The following is a 15,328-nucleotide window of genomic DNA, read 5'->3' as shown; positions in this document are numbered from 1 at the left end:
CCCTGACGAAGGGGTTTAGGGTGGCACAGAGCCACCCCTGGTCAGGCGCAGAACGCTTCGCCCGAGCTGAACCGTTCAACCTCAAGGGTCGCCACGGGCCGTTCGACTACCAACGGAAGTTCACCGACGTTACCACCTCACGCTCATCGCCATAACGGCAGATGGCGTACTCGCAGTAGGTGTACTGCTGGTTGGTGACGTTGTTGGCGTTGATGGCAACGTCCCAGTGCGGGTCGATCTGGTAGCTGGCGCGCAGGTCGAACAGGGTATAGGCCGGCCTCTGCGAATCGATGCCCGAGGCTTGCGTGGTGCCCTTGTACCGGGCACCGGCACCGACTTTCAACTGCGCCAGGCCGAACCGGCCGAAGCTGTAGTCGGCCCACAGCGCGGCCTGGTGATACGGCGTGTCCTCGCTGCGCTGGCCTTTGTCAGCGGGCGTGGCGCTCTGGGTGATGCGGGCATCGGTGTAGGCATACGAGGCCAGCAGCGTCAGATCGTCGGTCAGCTCGGCCTTGGCCTCAAGCTCAAGCCCGCGGGAACGCTGTTCGCCCACCTGCTGTGGATTGCCATTTAAGTCGTTCTTCACCACGTTCTGCTGGGTCAGTTCGTAAATAGCCGCGCTGAGCAGCAGATTGCTGTCCTGGGGCTGATAGCGGATACCCACCTCATATTGCTTGCCCTCGGTCGGCTCGAAGGTTCGCCCAGTGAACTCGGCGACCCCAACCGGGAAGAACGACTCGCTGTAACTCAGGTACGGCGCCAAACCGTTGTCGGCCTGATACACCAGGCCCGCGCGCCAAGTGGTGGCTTCATCGCTCTGCTTGAGCTTCTGCCCGGTGCGGAAGGCGCGCTGGTTCTGTCTGGCCCAGTCGTGACGGCCACCTAGCAGCAGCAGCCAGTGATCGTCGAAACGAATTTGATCCTGGAAGTACACGCCGGTCTGCAAAGTGTCGAGCTGCGAGCCACGGTCTAGCGCCTGACTTCTGTCGACCAGCACCGGCTGGCCGTAGTCGTAGCGGGTCAGGTCGAGCGCAGGAGCGGCGCCGCGAAAGTTGTGTGAATCGTAGGAAGCGTCGTAGGTGTCCACACCGAGCATGAAGGTGTGCTCGGCCCCGGCGAGGGTCCAGCGGCTTTCAAGGTTGGTGTCGCTGGCCAGGGCTCGCGAGCGTTCATGGCGGTCACTGTACTGGCGGCCCAGCAGCCCGGAGCTGGCGGAACCAGCAACGCTGCGAGGGTCGACCTGCAGGTACCTCCATTTCACCTCCGACTGGTAATAACGCAGCTTGTTGCTGATGCGCGTGTGCTCGTTGAAGTGGTGCTCGAATTCATAGCCGAGGGCGGACATCTCGCCATTCATGTCGTCGTAGTGCGGCTCGCCGATGAAATCGTGTCGGCCAATGGTGAACGGCCCGTCGCCAACGTGCTTGACCATCTGGTAAGGCAGCGGCGCCGAAAAGCGCGTGTCGCTCTTCTGATAGAACGACAGCAGGGTCAACGAGGTGTCTTCATTGGGGCGCCAGGTCAGCGCCGGGGCGATGTAGAGCTTGTCGTCGTTGATGTGATCCTGGGCGGTGTCGCTGTCGCGTTGCAGCAAGGTCAGCCGGTAACTGAGGGTGTCGCTATCGCCCAGCGGGCCACTGAAGTCACCGGTGAGCTGCTTGCGGTCGTGGCTGCCGTATTGCAGGCCCAGCTGGTGCAGCGGCGTCTCGGTCGGGCGCTTGCTGATGCCATTGACGAAGCCGCCCGGCGACAGTTGCCCATACAGCACCGACGCTGCGCCGCGCACCACTTCCACCCGCTCCAGGCCGAACGGTTCCTGCACGCCATCGTAGGAATTGCTCTGCAGGCGCATGCCATCACGCAGCGAGCCCCCGGTGCCCGACTCGACATCGAAGCCGCGCACGCGGAAACGGTCGGCAGTGCGGTTGAAGCTGCCCGGCTGGCTGGTGAAACCTGGGGTGTAGCTGACCGCATCGGCCAAGGTATCGGCGTTACGGTCGGTCATGTCCTGGGCGGTGACCACCGACACCGATTGCGGTGTTTCAGTGATCGCCGCATTGGACTTGGTGGCACTGCCATTGCGCAGCGCCACCTTGCCAGCCAGCGGCGCGGTGGGGCTTTCCCAGGCCTGCCCGCTGACCGTGGTATCACCCAGTTCGATCACGCTGGCGCCCGCCTCCTGCGCATCGGCCAACGCGGAAAACCACCCTCCCAGCGCCAGGGCCAAGGTGGTCAACTTCAACGCGGGGGGTTGCTGGCGGGTGGCGGCACTTGTTGTTCTAGACGACATCGCACTGTCCTTGCTTTGACGGATTTAACGGAAGATACGTCCCTGATCCTCGATGATTCCGGCAGCAGGACCATGACGACGGCCGCTACTCTAACGGTTGTTGATAAAGTTTCACATTACGTTTGTGCGGCTCGCAGGCGCCTGCTAGTGCGTATTCGCTTCTTTGCGCGCCCCCGCCAGCAGGAAAAACACCAGAACCGCCAGGCCTGCCATCAAGCCGGCCGTGGTCAGCAGCAGCACAGTATGGGTGGTGGAAAACGCCGCCTTGCCCGCAGTGATCAGCGCCGCAGCCTGCTCGCCGGCAAGCTGCTGCGCTACCAGGTAGGTATCGCCCATCGACGCACTGGCCTGGCTTGCCATGTCACTGGACAGCCCGTCGACCGGGGTGAGGTGGCGTCCATAGATGACCGACATGAACACCCCGAAAAACGTGATCCCAAGGCCAGTGCCCAGTTCGTACCCGGTCGCCTCCAGTGACCCGGCGGCTCCGCCCTTGCTAGCCTCGACCGCGCCCATGATGGCAATCGAGGAAGCTGTCAGGCCAATGCTCAACGACAACCCCAGCAGCGCCAGCAGCACCGGCACCAGGATGCCGGGCGCATCGAAATCTTCCACGCCAAGCCAGCCCAGCGAGAGCGCCGCTGTGAGCAACGACGCGCTGGCCACCAGGCGCAGCCCGTAACGTGCGGAAAGCCAACCGGCGATCGGGCCACCCACTGCCGCCGCCACCATGATCGGAATCATGAACACACCGGCCTGCAGCGGGGTTCTGTCCAACACGTACTGCAGCTCCTGCGCCAGGGTCAGCTCGACCCCGGCCAGTGCGCCACTGGCGACCACAGCCATGATGATCCCGGCGACGATGGCAGGATGGGCGAACAATGACAAATCCAGCATCGGTACCGCTGAACGCAACTGCTTGCGAACGAACAGCGCCAGCATGGCCACGCCGAAGGCCAAGGTCAGCAAGGCCACCAGCAGCGGTTGCTTGCCGGCAAAGCCTGCCTTGATCGCATACACCACCGCGATCATGCCGGCGACCAGCAACAGCGCCTGGCCTATCGCCCAATGTCCGGGCGTGGTCTGCTCCTGACGCGGCAACAGCAGCCAGCAGGCCGGCACCACCACCAGCATCACCGGCACATTGATCAGAAACACCGAGCCCCACCAAAAATGCTCCAGCAGCGCGCCACCGGCCAACGGCCCGATGGCCGCACCGGCCGCCCCTACCGTGCCCCACAGGCCCAGCGCCAGGCCCCGCTCCTTGCTGTCTTCGAAGGTGCGGCGGATCAGCCCCAGCACGCACGGCATGATCATCGAGCCACCCAGTGCCAGCAGCACCCGCGCGCCGATCAGCATCTGCGCCGAGGTCGCGAACGCAGCCAGGGCCGAGGCCAGACCGAAAATCACCAGGCCAATCAGCAGAATGCGCCGGTTGCCGATGCGGTCGGCCAAGGTGCCCATGGGCACCAGCAGACCGGCCATCAGCAGCGGATAGATGTCGATGATCCACAGCACCTGGCTGTTGGACGCGGCCAACGCCTGGGTCAGGGTAGGAATGGCGACATGCAGGATAGTCATGTCGAGCACCACCGGCAGGAACGCCAGCATCACGGCCAGCAGGATCAGCCAGCGCTTGGGGTCGGGTTGGCGTGGGGACACGATCTCACCTAAGATTCGAGCGGCAACGGGAATATAAATACGGTCGTATCGTAATGACGCTCAGCAACGCAGGTCAAGTGAGAAAGACAGTGGGTAGAAAACCAACCATCACCCGCGACGGGCTGCTGGATGTGGCCGAAGCACTGGTACGCGAACAAGGCGGCGCCGCGCTGACCATCGGCGCCCTGGCAAAGGCCGCAGGCATCTCAAAGGGCGGCGTGCAATACACCTTCCCCAGCCGCGACGAGCTGCTGCGCAGCCTGATCGAACGCTGGACCCGCCGCTTCGACGCGATGCTCGACGAGGCCGCCACGGACGACCCAGTGGCGTTCATTCGCAGCTACATCGCCGCCACCCGCACCTCACAGCAGGCCATGGATGCCAAGACTGCGGGGTTGATGGTCAGCTACCTGGAAAACCCCGAGCATCTGCGCGAGACCCGCGACTGGTACCGCGGCATCTTCCAACGCCTGGCCGGCGACTCACCGCACGCCAGCGCCGCCCGAGTGGCGTTCCTCGCCGTCGAAGGGCTGTTTCTGCTGCGCATCAACGGCATCGACGAAGATGGCGACTGGACGGGGTTTCTGGATGATGTGGAGGCGGTGTTGGGGCGGTTGGTGTAGATCGACGATAGCGAGCGCCCCATAGGCGCATCGCCTCAACCGTGATTGAACTGCGAAAGTACCTTTCAAACGAACGAACTATGGCCGCGTCGCATCCAGATAGAACCTCACGATAGTCAGTTGCCCACCGACTTTGAAACTGGCCACATTGTGGAAGTCATAGAGGGTGTCACGCGTGCGCAGTTTCACCGAGGTGCCAACGACCTCACGTACCGCCCCAGGCATCTTCGTCACCAGAAACGGTTTGGCCTTCCTGGTTTTCTCGAACAACGCCGCTTCACTCGGCTGTCGCTCCATGACGAAGTAGCGATACACGTAGGAGCCCGTCGCCCCGCCCGAGTCGTACAGCACCTCATAGATGGCCCCACCCTCACCCACCGGCGTCGCCGAAAGGACCATGCTTGGGTCAGGTCGCCATGACCACGACAAAAAGACCCAGAGCGCCTGTCCGAGGCAGATGACCAGCAGCGGCCAAAACATCCATTTGATTACTCTGGAATTCTGCAATGGTCACCAACCTCCAAAAAGCCAAAAGCCCGCAATTACGCGGGCTTCAGGGTATTTTTTGCTAGATCGTGCCGGGCAGTGCCGGACGCGGGATCATTCCCACTCAATCGTCGCCGGCGGCTTGCTCGAGACGTCGTAGGTCACGCGCGAGATGCCTTCGATCTCGTTGATGATGCGGCCGCTGACGGTTTCCAGCAGTTCGTACGGCAGGTGGGCCCAGCGGGCGGTCATGAAGTCGATGGTTTCCACGGCGCGCAGGGCGACGACCCAGGCGTAGCGGCGGCCGTCGCCGACGACGCCGACCGACTTCACCGGCTGGAACACCACGAAGGCCTGGCTGGTCTTGTGGTACCAGTCGGCTTTGCGCAGTTCTTCGATGAAGATGTGGTCGGCGCGGCGCAGGATGTCGGCGTACTCCTTCTTCACTTCACCGAGGATACGCACGCCCAGGCCTGGGCCGGGGAATGGGTGGCGGTAGACCATGTCGTACGGCAGGCCCAGTTCCAGGCCGATCTTGCGCACTTCGTCCTTGAACAGCTCGCGCAGTGGTTCGACCAGCTTGAGGTTCATTTCTTCCGGCAGGCCGCCGACGTTGTGGTGCGATTTGATCACGTGGGCCTTGCCGCTCTTGGCGCCGGCCGACTCGATCACGTCGGGGTAGATGGTGCCTTGGGCGAGGAACTGGATGTTTTCCAGTTTGCTGGCTTCGGCATCGAAGATGTCGATGAAGGTGCGGCCGATGATCTTGCGCTTCTTCTCCGGGTCGGCTTCGCCGGCCAGGTTGTCGAGGAACTGCGCTTCGGCGTCGGCGCGGATGACCTTGACGCCCATGTTCTCCTTGAACATGGCCATCACCTGGTCGCCTTCGTGCAGGCGCAGCAGGCCGTTATCGACGAACACGCAGGTCAGCTGGTCGCCGATGGCGCGGTGCAGCAGCGCGGCGACAACCGAAGAATCGACACCGCCGGACAGCCCCAGCAGAACGTTGGCCGAACCGACCTGCTCACGCACCTGGGCGATGGCGTCTTCGACGATGTTGGACGGGGTCCACAGCGCTTCGCAGCCGCAGATGTCCTGGATGAAGCGCGAGAGGATGCGACCGCCCTGCTTGGTGTGGGTCACTTCCGGGTGGAACTGCACGCCGTAGTAGCCGCGAGCATCGTCGAACATGCCGGCGATCGGGCAGCTCGGGGTGCTGGCCAGCACGTTGAAGCCGGCTGGCATCTGCGTGACCTTGTCGCCGTGGCTCATCCACACGTCCAGGCCCAGCACGCCGTCGGCGTCGATGTGGTCTTCGATGCCATCGAGCAGGCGGCTCTTGCCAACCACGTCGACGCGGGCGTAGCCGAATTCACGCAGTTCGGAACCGGCCACCTTGCCGCCCATCTGTTCGGCCATGGTCTGCATGCCGTAGCAGATGCCCAGCAGCGGTACGCCGAGGTCGAACACTGCCTGCGGTGCGCGCGGGCTGTTGGCTTCATGCACCGACTCAGGGCCGCCGGCGAGGATGATGCCGCGTGGGTTGAAGGCGCGGATCGCCTCGTCGTCCATGTCGAACGGGTGCAGCTCGCAGTACACGCCGATCTCGCGCACGCGGCGGGCGATCAGTTGGGTGTACTGGGAACCGAAGTCGAGGATCAGGATACGGTGGGCGTGGATATCGAGGGCCATCGGGGAATCTCTGATTCAGCTGCTAGCTTGAAGCTGCAAGCTGCAAGTTGATCGGGGGACGCGAACGACAGGTTTGAAGTTGAAAGCGGCAGGTGAGCGAGCCCAAGCGTAACGCTTGCAGCTCGTCACCTGCCGCTCGAAGCCCTTAACCGACGCGGTAGTTCGGGGCTTCCTTGGTTATCTGCACGTCATGCACGTGGGATTCGGCCATGCCGGCACCGGTGATGCGTACGAACTCCGGCACGGTACGCATCTGCTCGATGGTGGCGCTGCCGGTGTAGCCCATGGAAGACCGCAGGCCGCCCATCAGCTGGTGAATGATCGCGGCCAGTGCGCCTTTGTAAGGAACGCGGCCTTCGATGCCTTCGGGAACCAGCTTCTCGGCGCCGGCCGAGGAATCCTGGAAGTAACGGTCGGACGAGCCTTGCGCCTGGGCCATGGCACCCAGCGAGCCCATGCCGCGGTAGGCCTTGTACGAACGGCCCTGGAACAGCTCGACTTCACCCGGCGCTTCTTCGGTGCCGGCGAACATCGAACCCATCATCACGCACGAGGCGCCTGCGACGATGGCCTTGGACAGGTCGCCGGAGAAGCGGATGCCGCCATCGGCGATCAGCGGAACGCCAGTGCCTTCGAGGGCGGCGGCGACGTTGGCGATGGCGCTGATCTGCGGCACGCCGACGCCTGCGACGATACGGGTGGTGCAGATCGAACCTGGGCCGATGCCGACCTTGACCGCATCGGCGCCGGCTTCAGCCAGTGCCTTGGCCGCAGCGCCGGTAGCGATGTTGCCGCCGATCACCTGCACCTGCGGGTAGGTTTCCTTGACCCAGCGCACGCGTTCGATCACGCCTTTGGAGTGGCCGTGGGCAGTGTCGACCACCACCACGTCGACACCTGCGGCAACCAGCGCGGCGACGCGCTCGCCGGTGTCCTTGCCGGTGCCGACCGCCGCACCGACGCGCAGGCGACCCTGGTCGTCCTTGCTTGCCAGTGGGTAGGCCTTGGCTTTCTCGATGTCCTTGACGGTCATCATGCCCTTGAGGCTGAAGGCGCCGTCGACGATCAGGACTTTTTCCAGACGATGCTTGTGCAGCAGCTCGCGGACTTCGTTCTTGTCGGCGCCTTCACGCACGGTGACCAGACGCTCTTTAGGCGTCATCACGTCGCGTACGCGGGCTTCCAGACGGGTTTCGAAACGCACGTCACGGGAGGTGACGATGCCGACCAGGTCGCCGTTCTCGAGCACTGGAACGCCGGAGATGTTGTTCATCCGGGTCAGTTCGAACAGGTCACGCACGGTGGCGTCGGCTTCGATGGTGATCGGGTCCTTGACCACGCCGGCCTCGAACTTCTTGACCTTGCGGACCTCGCTGGCCTGCTGCTCGATGGTCATGTTCTTGTGGACGATACCGATGCCGCCTTCCTGCGCCATGGCGATGGCCAGGCGGGCTTCGGTGACGGTGTCCATGGCGGCGGAAACCAGGGGGATGTTCAGCTCGATGCCACGAGTCAAACGGGTCTTGAGACTGACCTCATTGGGCAGCACCTCGGAATAACCGGGTACAAGGAGGATATCGTCGAAGGTCAGGGCTTCTTGGCTGATACGCAGCATCGCGGGGGCTCCCGGGCGGGAAAAATGGAAGCGCGCCATTATACTCATGCACCCCCCGCGGCTCAACGCAATTTGCACGGCGTGTTACCAGCGGCAAACCCCGCCAACAGCACGCACGCAGCTTCAGTCGCGGGTCACCTGCACCACTGCCAGCGGCTGGTCCAGCCAGTCGGCGAACTGCTCGAGAAACGCCGGGGTAAAACCGGCCTCGCCCCAGTTGTTGAAGATGAAGCCCAGATTGGAGAACGCGCAGGGTTGCAGGAACAGAAAGCCGTTGATGTCGTCTTCATGCCCGCACAGTGGGCACATGAAGTTGTCGGTCAGCCCCGGCATCCATTCTTCCAGGCTGTCGAACAGCGGCTCGCCGACTTCTCGCCGGCACTCCGGGCAACCGGCCTCTTCGAGAAAACCCTCGGTGGGCGTATAGATGCAGCGCTTGAGCACCACTTCCAGACCGTTGGCCTGTTGCTCGAACGGCAGGCGCTCAGGATGCAGGGCGATCTTGCGCGCGCCAGGCGCCAGGGCATGGCCCATACGGTTGCCGGTGCTGCCACAGGTGCTCAGGGTTTGGTCGATGACCTTCTCGCGCACTAGCCAGCGGACGATGGCCCGCGACCGCGCTTCGTGGGCGAGCACCGTAGATTGTCGGGGGACGAGAATGCGCTGGTGATTCATGTACGGCGGGCCTGCGAACTACGATGAGACGGCAAGTCTACAGCCTGCTCAGGCGCTGAGGTAGCGCACGATCAGCGCGATACCGCTACACAGCACCAGCCAGGTGATCACCTGCACGAAGGCCTCGCGGGACAGCCTGCGAGTCAGCCGGCGCCCCAGCCACAGCCCCGCTAACATCACCGGCAACAGGCATACCGCCAGCAGCAGCAGACTGAGGTCGGCGTATACCCCGGCCACCAGGAAAAGCGCCAGGCGCACCACGGTGCTGCAACTGATCAACGCGCTTTGCGTCGCGCGGACCTGCTCTTTGACCTCAAGGCGCGCACTCAAGTACATCGCATAGAGAAAGCCGCCGCTGCCGAACATCGCCCCGAACAGTCCGCCGATCGTGCCCATCGGCGCTGCCCACAGCCCTGACAAGCGCGTGGGCCGCGCCTTGACCGCCAGGCCATAAATGCCGTAGGCGGTCACGAACACGCCCATCAACAGCAGCAACAGCTCGGATTTCAGTTGCAGCAAAAACACCACCCCCAGCGTGCAACCCAGCGCCATGAACGGCAGCAGACGCAGCAGCTCGGCGCGCACTACATCGCGCCGCGAGGGCAGCAGGTTGCCCAGCGCGGCGACGAAATCCAGCACCACCAGCAGCGGAATGACCCGCGACAGCGGCATGAAATGAATCAGCACCGGCCCGGCCACCAGCGCGGTGCCGAAGCCTGCAATGCCGAAGACGATATAGGCCGCGCCAACGGCGAGCGCGATGGGCAGCCAGTCGAGCAGGGAAAACGTGGATAAGGCAATCATGCAAAGGGCTCCGCAGGGAACGGCTGTAGCGTAGCCAGTGCCGAGCCATGCCGACTAATATGCAATTGATCACGCACCCATCTGGATACGGCATGACATGACATCCATTCGCCAACTGCGCTATTTCGTTGAGATCGCCGATTGCGGCGGATTCACCGCTGCGGCCGAGCGGTTGTACATCGCCCAATCCGCCCTGAGCCGGCAGATTCGCGACCTCGAGCAGCACCTGGGCACGGCGCTGTTCGAGCGCACGGCGCGCCAGCCACGGCTGACGCCCGCCGGCCTCGCCTTTCTCGAACGCGCTCGGCCGCTGCTGGCCGACCTGCACAAGGCCGAGCAACTCGCGCAGCAGGTCGGCCAGGGCTTGCGTGGCAGCCTGCGCATCAGCCACTCCAGCACCGTACCGCTGACCGGCACGCTGCTGCAGCGGCTTGGCCGCTACGTGCGCGACAACCTTGGCATCAGCCTGGACATCGCCCAGCAGTCCTCCGAAGCACAACTGAGCGATATCGCCGAGGGGCGGCTGGATCTCGGCCTGCTGCGCTTGCCGGTATTGCGCCAGCATCAGGACGTGCAACTGCTGCCGTTGTTCAACGAACCGCTGCTGCTCGCCGTGGCGGACAGTCATCCACTGGCCAGGGCCGACGCGGTCAGCCTCGAGGATCTGCGCGACGAGCGTTTCGTCTCCATTCCCCACCGCCAGCGCGGTGGCCTCAGCTACCTGGCCGCCGGGCTGTGCATGGAGGCCGGTTTCTTCCCCCAGGCAGCGCAGGTGGTATCGCGCAAGACCACCCAACTGCAACTGATCCAGGCCGGCTTCGGCGTGGCCCTGCTGCCGGCGTGCATGGCCGACATCGCGGCGCCCTCGGTGCGCTTCGTAGCGCTGCGTGAGCCTTGCCACAGCACAGTGGCGCTGGCCTGCCGCCGGCAGCCCGAACCGATGCTGCAGCAATTGCTGCAGGCGCTGGCCGGGAAGGCCTTCAGCACGAGCGATGATTGCCCTGAGCCGCTTGAAGGCCACGGCACGCAACTGCCATGATGCCGCCCATGATCAAAGACCCCTTCGACCGCCTCGGTCTGGACCGCGAAGTCCTCACCGTCAGCCAGCTCAACGGCCGCGCCCGGGTGCTGCTGGAAGATGTGTTCCGCAGTGTCTGGGTGGAAGGCGAGCTGTCCAACCTCGCCCGCCCGGCGTCCGGCCACCTGTATTTCACCCTCAAGGACAGCGGCGCGCAGATTCGCTGCGCGCTGTTCCGGCAGAACGCCGCGCGCGTGCGCCAGGCCCTGCGCGATGGTCTGGCAGTGCGGGTGCGCGGGCGGGTGTCGCTGTTCGAGGGGCGTGGCGACTATCAACTGATCGTCGACGCCTTGGAGCCGGCCGGTGACGGCGCGCTGCGCCTGGCCTTCGAGGCGCTGAAGGAAAAGCTCAGCGCCGAAGGCCTGTTCAGCACCGAGCGCAAGCGTCCGTTGCCCGCCCATCCGCAGCGTATCGGCATCATCAGTTCGCCGACCGGCGCGGTGATTCGCGACATCATCAGCGTGTTCGGCCGGCGCGCGCCACAGGTCGAGCTGAACCTGATCCCCACCGCCGTGCAGGGCCGCGAGGCAGTGGCGCAGATCGTTCGCGCCCTGCAACTGGCCGACCGCCAGGGCTTCGATGCGCTGATCCTGGCCCGCGGTGGCGGCTCGCTGGAAGACCTCTGGTGCTTCAACGAAGAGGCCGTGGCGCGCGCCGTGGCCGCCTGCGTCACGCCCATCGTCAGCGCAGTGGGGCATGAAACCGACGTGTCGATCAGCGACTTCGTCGCCGACGTGCGCGCCCCTACCCCTTCAGCCGCCGCCGAGCTGCTGGCGCCCGACAGCAGCGGCCTGCGCCAGCGCCTGGAAACCTTGCAGCGGCGCCTGGTGCTGCGCATGCGCAACCGCCTGGCCCACGAGCACCTGCGCGTCGAGGGCCTGACCCGCCGCCTGCGCCATCCCGGCGAACGCCTGCGCCAGCAGGCGCAGCGTCTCGATGACCTCGACATGCGCCTGCGCCGCGCCTTCGCGCAAGACCTGCAGCGCCGCCATGAGCGCCTGAGCCGCCTGGACATGCGCTTGGCGGCGCAGCATCCAGGGCGCGCGCTGACGCTGCTCAGCCAGCGCCTCGACACCCTGGCAGAACGCCTGCCACGGGCCATGCGCGAGCTGCTCAAGGACCGCCGCCAGCGCTTCCAGGCGCAGTTGCAGACCTTGCAGGTGGTCAGCCCGCTGGCAACCCTGGGCCGCGGCTACAGCATTCTGCTCGATGAACACGGCCACGCCGTGCGCAGCGCCGCGCAGACCCGCAACGGCCAGGCGCTGACCGCGCGCCTGGGCGAAGGCGAGCTGAAAGTGCGCGTCGAAGACAACTTCCAGACCCCGGTCACCCTCTCTTTACTGGACTGACACATGCCCCGCTCGCTCGCCCCGCTGTTCGCCCTTTGCCTGATTCTGCTGGCACCGCTGGCCCAGGCCAGCTACATCACCCGCGCGCTGAACAAGCCCGTGCCCGGCGGCGTGGCGGTGGTCGACCTCGGCCCTGGCGCCAACGCCCCCAGCGCCCGCTTCGACGGCAAGCCGGTGCTGGTGGTCAAGGAGCAGGACAACTGGCTGGCCATCGTCGGCATTCCGCTGACGCAGAAACCGGGCACCGCGACCCTCACCCAAGGCACGCGCCAGCTGTCCTTCAGCGTGGGCAGCAAGAAGTACCCCGAACAGCGCATCACCCTGAAGAACCAGCGCCAGGTCAATCCGAACCCGGCCGACCTCAAGCGCATCGACCGCGAACTGGCCGAGCAGATCAAGGCCTACCGCAGCTTCAGCCCGACCCTGCCGAGCAACCTGATACTCGACAAACCGGTCAACGGCCCGCTGTCGAGCAAGTTCGGCGTGCGCCGCTTCTTCAATGGCGAAGAGCGCAACCCCCACGCCGGCCTGGACTTCGCCGTACCGGCCGGAACACCGATCAAGACCCCGGCCAACGGCAAGGTGATTCTGATCGGCGACTACTTCTTCAATGGTCGCACGGTGTTCGTCGATCACGGCCAGGGCTTCATCAGCATGTTCTGCCACCTGTCGAAGATTGACGTGCAAAACGGCCAGACGCTGCGCCGGGGTGAGGTCGTCGGTCGCGTGGGTTCCACTGGGCGGGCGACAGGCCCGCACATGCACTGGAACGTCAGCCTGAACGATGCGCGGGTCGATCCGGCGATCTTCATTGGGGCGTTTCAGCCTTGAGCGTTCAGGGCCGCAGGCGGTAGCGGGCCTGCTTTGCAGGCCTTCGCGGCTGAAGCCGCTCCTACCGGTGGTGCCTTGCGCTTGTGAAAATTATTCAGCAAGCAAAAATGAAATATCGCCAATTTTGCGCTAGCTGAAAGCGTAAAAAGAAACTTTTTAAGCATTTCTCTCAATTTTTTCGCAGCGCTTGCCAACCCCCGCAGCGCTGGTTACGGTTGACGCCATGAATACCGCCCACACCCACCTTCTGCTTCGTCAGCACCGCAGCCTTTGCCTGGTCAGCGCACGACTATCCAGGTAATTCGCGTCGCCCCGCCCGCTTACCTCGTTTCTGCCCGGCAGGCCCGATCAGGCCGCACATTAAAGGATTGCTCCAAATGACCATGCTCAAAGACCCGTCGAAGAAGTACCGCGCCTTCCCCACCATCGATTTGCCCGATCGCACCTGGCCGTCCAAGTCCATCACCGCCGCGCCGATCTGGTGCAGTTCCGACCTGCGTGATGGCAACCAGTCGCTGATCGAGCCGATGGATGCCGAGAAGAAGCTGCGCTTCTGGAAGACGCTGGTACAAGTGGGCGTGAAGGAAATCGAAGCCTCGTTCCCGGCCGCATCGCAGACCGACTTCGACTTCGTGCGCAGCCTGATCGAAGACGGCCATATCCCTGACGACACCACCATCCAGGTGCTCACCCAGGGCCGTGAAGACCTCATCGCACGCACCTTCGAATCCTTGCGTGGGGCGAAGAAAGCCATCGTCCACCTGTACAACGCCACTTGCCCGGCGTTCCGCCGCATCGTCTTCAACACCGACAAGGACGGCGTTAAGAAGATCGCCGTCGACGCCGCCAAGCTGTTCGTCAAGTACGCCGCGCAGCAACCGGAAACCGAATGGACCTTCCAGTACTCGCCCGAGACCTTCAGCGCCACCGAACTGGAGTTCGCCAAGGAAGTCTGCGATGCGGTGATCGAGGTATGGAACCCTACCCCTGAGCACAAGATCATCCTCAACCTGCCGGCGACCGTCGAAGTGGCCACGCCGAACGTCTACGCCGACCAGATCGAGTGGTTCTGCCGCAACATCAATCGCCGCGACAGCGTGATCATCAGCCTGCACACCCACAACGACCGCGGCACCGGCATCGCCGCCACCGAACTGGGCCTGATGGCCGGCGCCGACCGCGCTGAAGGCTGCCTGTTCGGCAATGGCGAGCGCACCGGCAACGTCGATCTGGTGACCCTGGCGCTCAACCTCTACACCCAGGGCATCGACCCGCAACTGGACTTCTCCGACATCGACGGCGTGCGCAAGGTGGTCGAGGAATGCAACCAGTTGCCGGTGCACCCACGCCATCCGTACGTTGGCGACCTGGTGCACACCGCGTTCTCCGGCTCGCACCAGGACGCCATCCGCAAGGGCCTGAGCAAGCAGCAAGAGGGCGAGCTGTGGGAAGTGCCTTACCTGCCAATCGACCCAGCCGACATCGGTCGCAGCTACGAGGCGGTGATTCGCGTCAACAGCCAGTCGGGCAAGGGCGGCATCACCTACCTGCTCGAACAGGAATACGGCATCAGCCTGCCGCGGCGCATGCAGATCGAGTTCAGCCAGGTCGTGCAGGGTGAAACCGACCGCCTGGGTCTGGAGATGACCGCGCAGCAGATCTACAGCCTGTTGCATAAGGAATACCTGCAAGCCAACAGCCCGTACGCGCTGGTCAGCCATCGCCTGCAGGAAGAAAACGGCCACAGCGCCGTGGAAGTGGAAGTCGCCGGCGAAGGTGAAACCACCCTGCACTGGCGCGGCAAGGGCAATGGCGCCCTGGAAGCGTTGGTCGCCGGCCTGCCGGTTGCCGTCGAGATCATGGACTACAACGAACACGCCATCGGCGCCGGCACCAACGCCAAGGCGGCAGCGTACATCGAACTGCGCGTGGCCGGTGAACGCCCGGTACACGGTGTTGGCATCGACGAAAACATCACCACCGCCAGCTTCAAGGCCCTGTTCAGCGCGCTGAACCGCTCGCTGAGCCAGCAGAAGGCCAAGGCAGCCTGATCGCTGCGCGGCTCCGGTAGCAAAAAAACCCGCATCCAGTGATGCGGGTTTTTTCATGCTCTGGAAGCTGATCGCCAGACCTGCCATGAACAGAGCACTTGCCGGGCCAACAAGGGCTTTTTCCCTGCCAATTTTGCCAGTAGACGCTCGTTCTGGGCACTCGCATGGTGAT

Annotated in this window: 12 protein-coding genes; 5 read left to right on the top strand and 7 right to left on the bottom strand. The window is 64.1% G+C overall.

The features are described from left to right. Positions 1 to 106: 106 nt before the first annotated feature. Together LK03_RS10370 and LK03_RS10365 are read right to left on the bottom strand one after the other, a co-directional pair. Positions 107 to 2,290 carry a TonB-dependent siderophore receptor gene (locus LK03_RS10370; protein WP_038412263.1) on the bottom strand — a complete coding sequence of 728 codons (2,184 nt, stop codon included), beginning with the start codon at positions 2,288 to 2,290 and terminating at the stop codon, positions 107 to 109. Between the two features lie 144 nt (positions 2,291 to 2,434). Next, positions 2,435 to 3,901, bottom strand: a complete 1,467-nt coding sequence (locus LK03_RS10365) for an MFS transporter (RefSeq protein ID WP_081951670.1) — start codon at positions 3,899 to 3,901, stop codon at positions 2,435 to 2,437. 140 nt (positions 3,902 to 4,041) lie between these two features. Here LK03_RS10365 and LK03_RS10360 point away from each other — a divergent pair, with 140 nt between their 5' ends. Then, positions 4,042 to 4,575: a TetR/AcrR family transcriptional regulator gene (locus LK03_RS10360; protein ID WP_038412260.1), complete on the top strand. Its 534-nt coding sequence runs from the start codon at positions 4,042 to 4,044 to the stop codon at positions 4,573 to 4,575. A gap of 78 nt (positions 4,576 to 4,653) precedes the next feature. Here the strand turns inward: LK03_RS10360 and LK03_RS10355 are convergent, their stop codons facing one another. The 5 genes from LK03_RS10355 to LK03_RS10335 form a co-directional block, all read right to left on the bottom strand. After that, complete coding sequence (locus LK03_RS10355; protein WP_156109529.1) at positions 4,654 to 4,974, bottom strand: hypothetical protein; 321 nt, start codon at positions 4,972 to 4,974, stop codon at positions 4,654 to 4,656. Between the two features lie 201 nt (positions 4,975 to 5,175). Beyond that, positions 5,176 to 6,753 carry a glutamine-hydrolyzing GMP synthase gene (gene guaA / locus LK03_RS10350; protein ID WP_038412258.1) on the bottom strand — a complete coding sequence of 526 codons (1,578 nt, stop codon included), beginning with the start codon at positions 6,751 to 6,753 and terminating at the stop codon, positions 5,176 to 5,178. Between the two features lie 145 nt (positions 6,754 to 6,898). Next, on the bottom strand, positions 6,899 to 8,368 hold the full coding sequence (guaB, locus tag LK03_RS10345) for an IMP dehydrogenase (protein WP_038412256.1): 1,470 nt from the start codon (positions 8,366 to 8,368) through the stop codon (positions 6,899 to 6,901). A 123-nt stretch (positions 8,369 to 8,491) separates the two neighbouring features. Then, positions 8,492 to 9,043 (bottom strand): hypothetical protein, encoded by a 552-nt coding sequence (locus tag LK03_RS10340; protein WP_038412255.1) that lies wholly within the window; start codon positions 9,041 to 9,043, stop codon positions 8,492 to 8,494. Positions 9,044 to 9,091: 48 nt separating this feature from the next. Beyond that, a complete protein-coding gene (locus LK03_RS10335; protein WP_038412254.1) occupies positions 9,092 to 9,847 on the bottom strand; it encodes a sulfite exporter TauE/SafE family protein in 756 nt (251 codons plus the stop codon). A gap of 97 nt (positions 9,848 to 9,944) precedes the next feature. Here LK03_RS10335 and LK03_RS10330 point away from each other — a divergent pair, with 97 nt between their 5' ends. The 4 genes from LK03_RS10330 to leuA all read left to right on the top strand — a co-directional run bounded on the left by LK03_RS10330 (position 9,945) and on the right by leuA (position 15,156). Further along, on the top strand, positions 9,945 to 10,886 hold the full coding sequence (locus tag LK03_RS10330; protein WP_081951586.1) for a LysR family transcriptional regulator: 942 nt from the start codon (positions 9,945 to 9,947) through the stop codon (positions 10,884 to 10,886). Between the two features lie 8 nt (positions 10,887 to 10,894). Next, on the top strand, positions 10,895 to 12,274 hold the full coding sequence (xseA, locus tag LK03_RS10325) for an exodeoxyribonuclease VII large subunit (RefSeq protein WP_038412253.1): 1,380 nt from the start codon (positions 10,895 to 10,897) through the stop codon (positions 12,272 to 12,274). Between the two features lie 3 nt (positions 12,275 to 12,277). Beyond that, entirely contained in the window at positions 12,278 to 13,105 is an 828-nt protein-coding gene (locus tag LK03_RS10320; RefSeq protein ID WP_038412252.1) for a M23 family metallopeptidase, read from the top strand. 377 nt (positions 13,106 to 13,482) lie between these two features. Continuing rightward, on the top strand, positions 13,483 to 15,156 hold the full coding sequence (gene leuA / locus LK03_RS10315; protein ID WP_038412251.1) for a 2-isopropylmalate synthase: 1,674 nt from the start codon (positions 13,483 to 13,485) through the stop codon (positions 15,154 to 15,156). The last annotated feature ends 172 nt before the right edge of the window (positions 15,157 to 15,328 follow it).

It is taken from the genome of Pseudomonas cremoricolorata, from assembly GCF_000759535.1.
In the GTDB taxonomy this organism is placed as follows: domain Bacteria; phylum Pseudomonadota; class Gammaproteobacteria; order Pseudomonadales; family Pseudomonadaceae; genus Aquipseudomonas; species Aquipseudomonas cremoricolorata_A.
The sequence above is the reverse complement of the archived record's forward strand: the minus strand, read 5'-3'. Positions and strand labels throughout refer to the sequence as shown.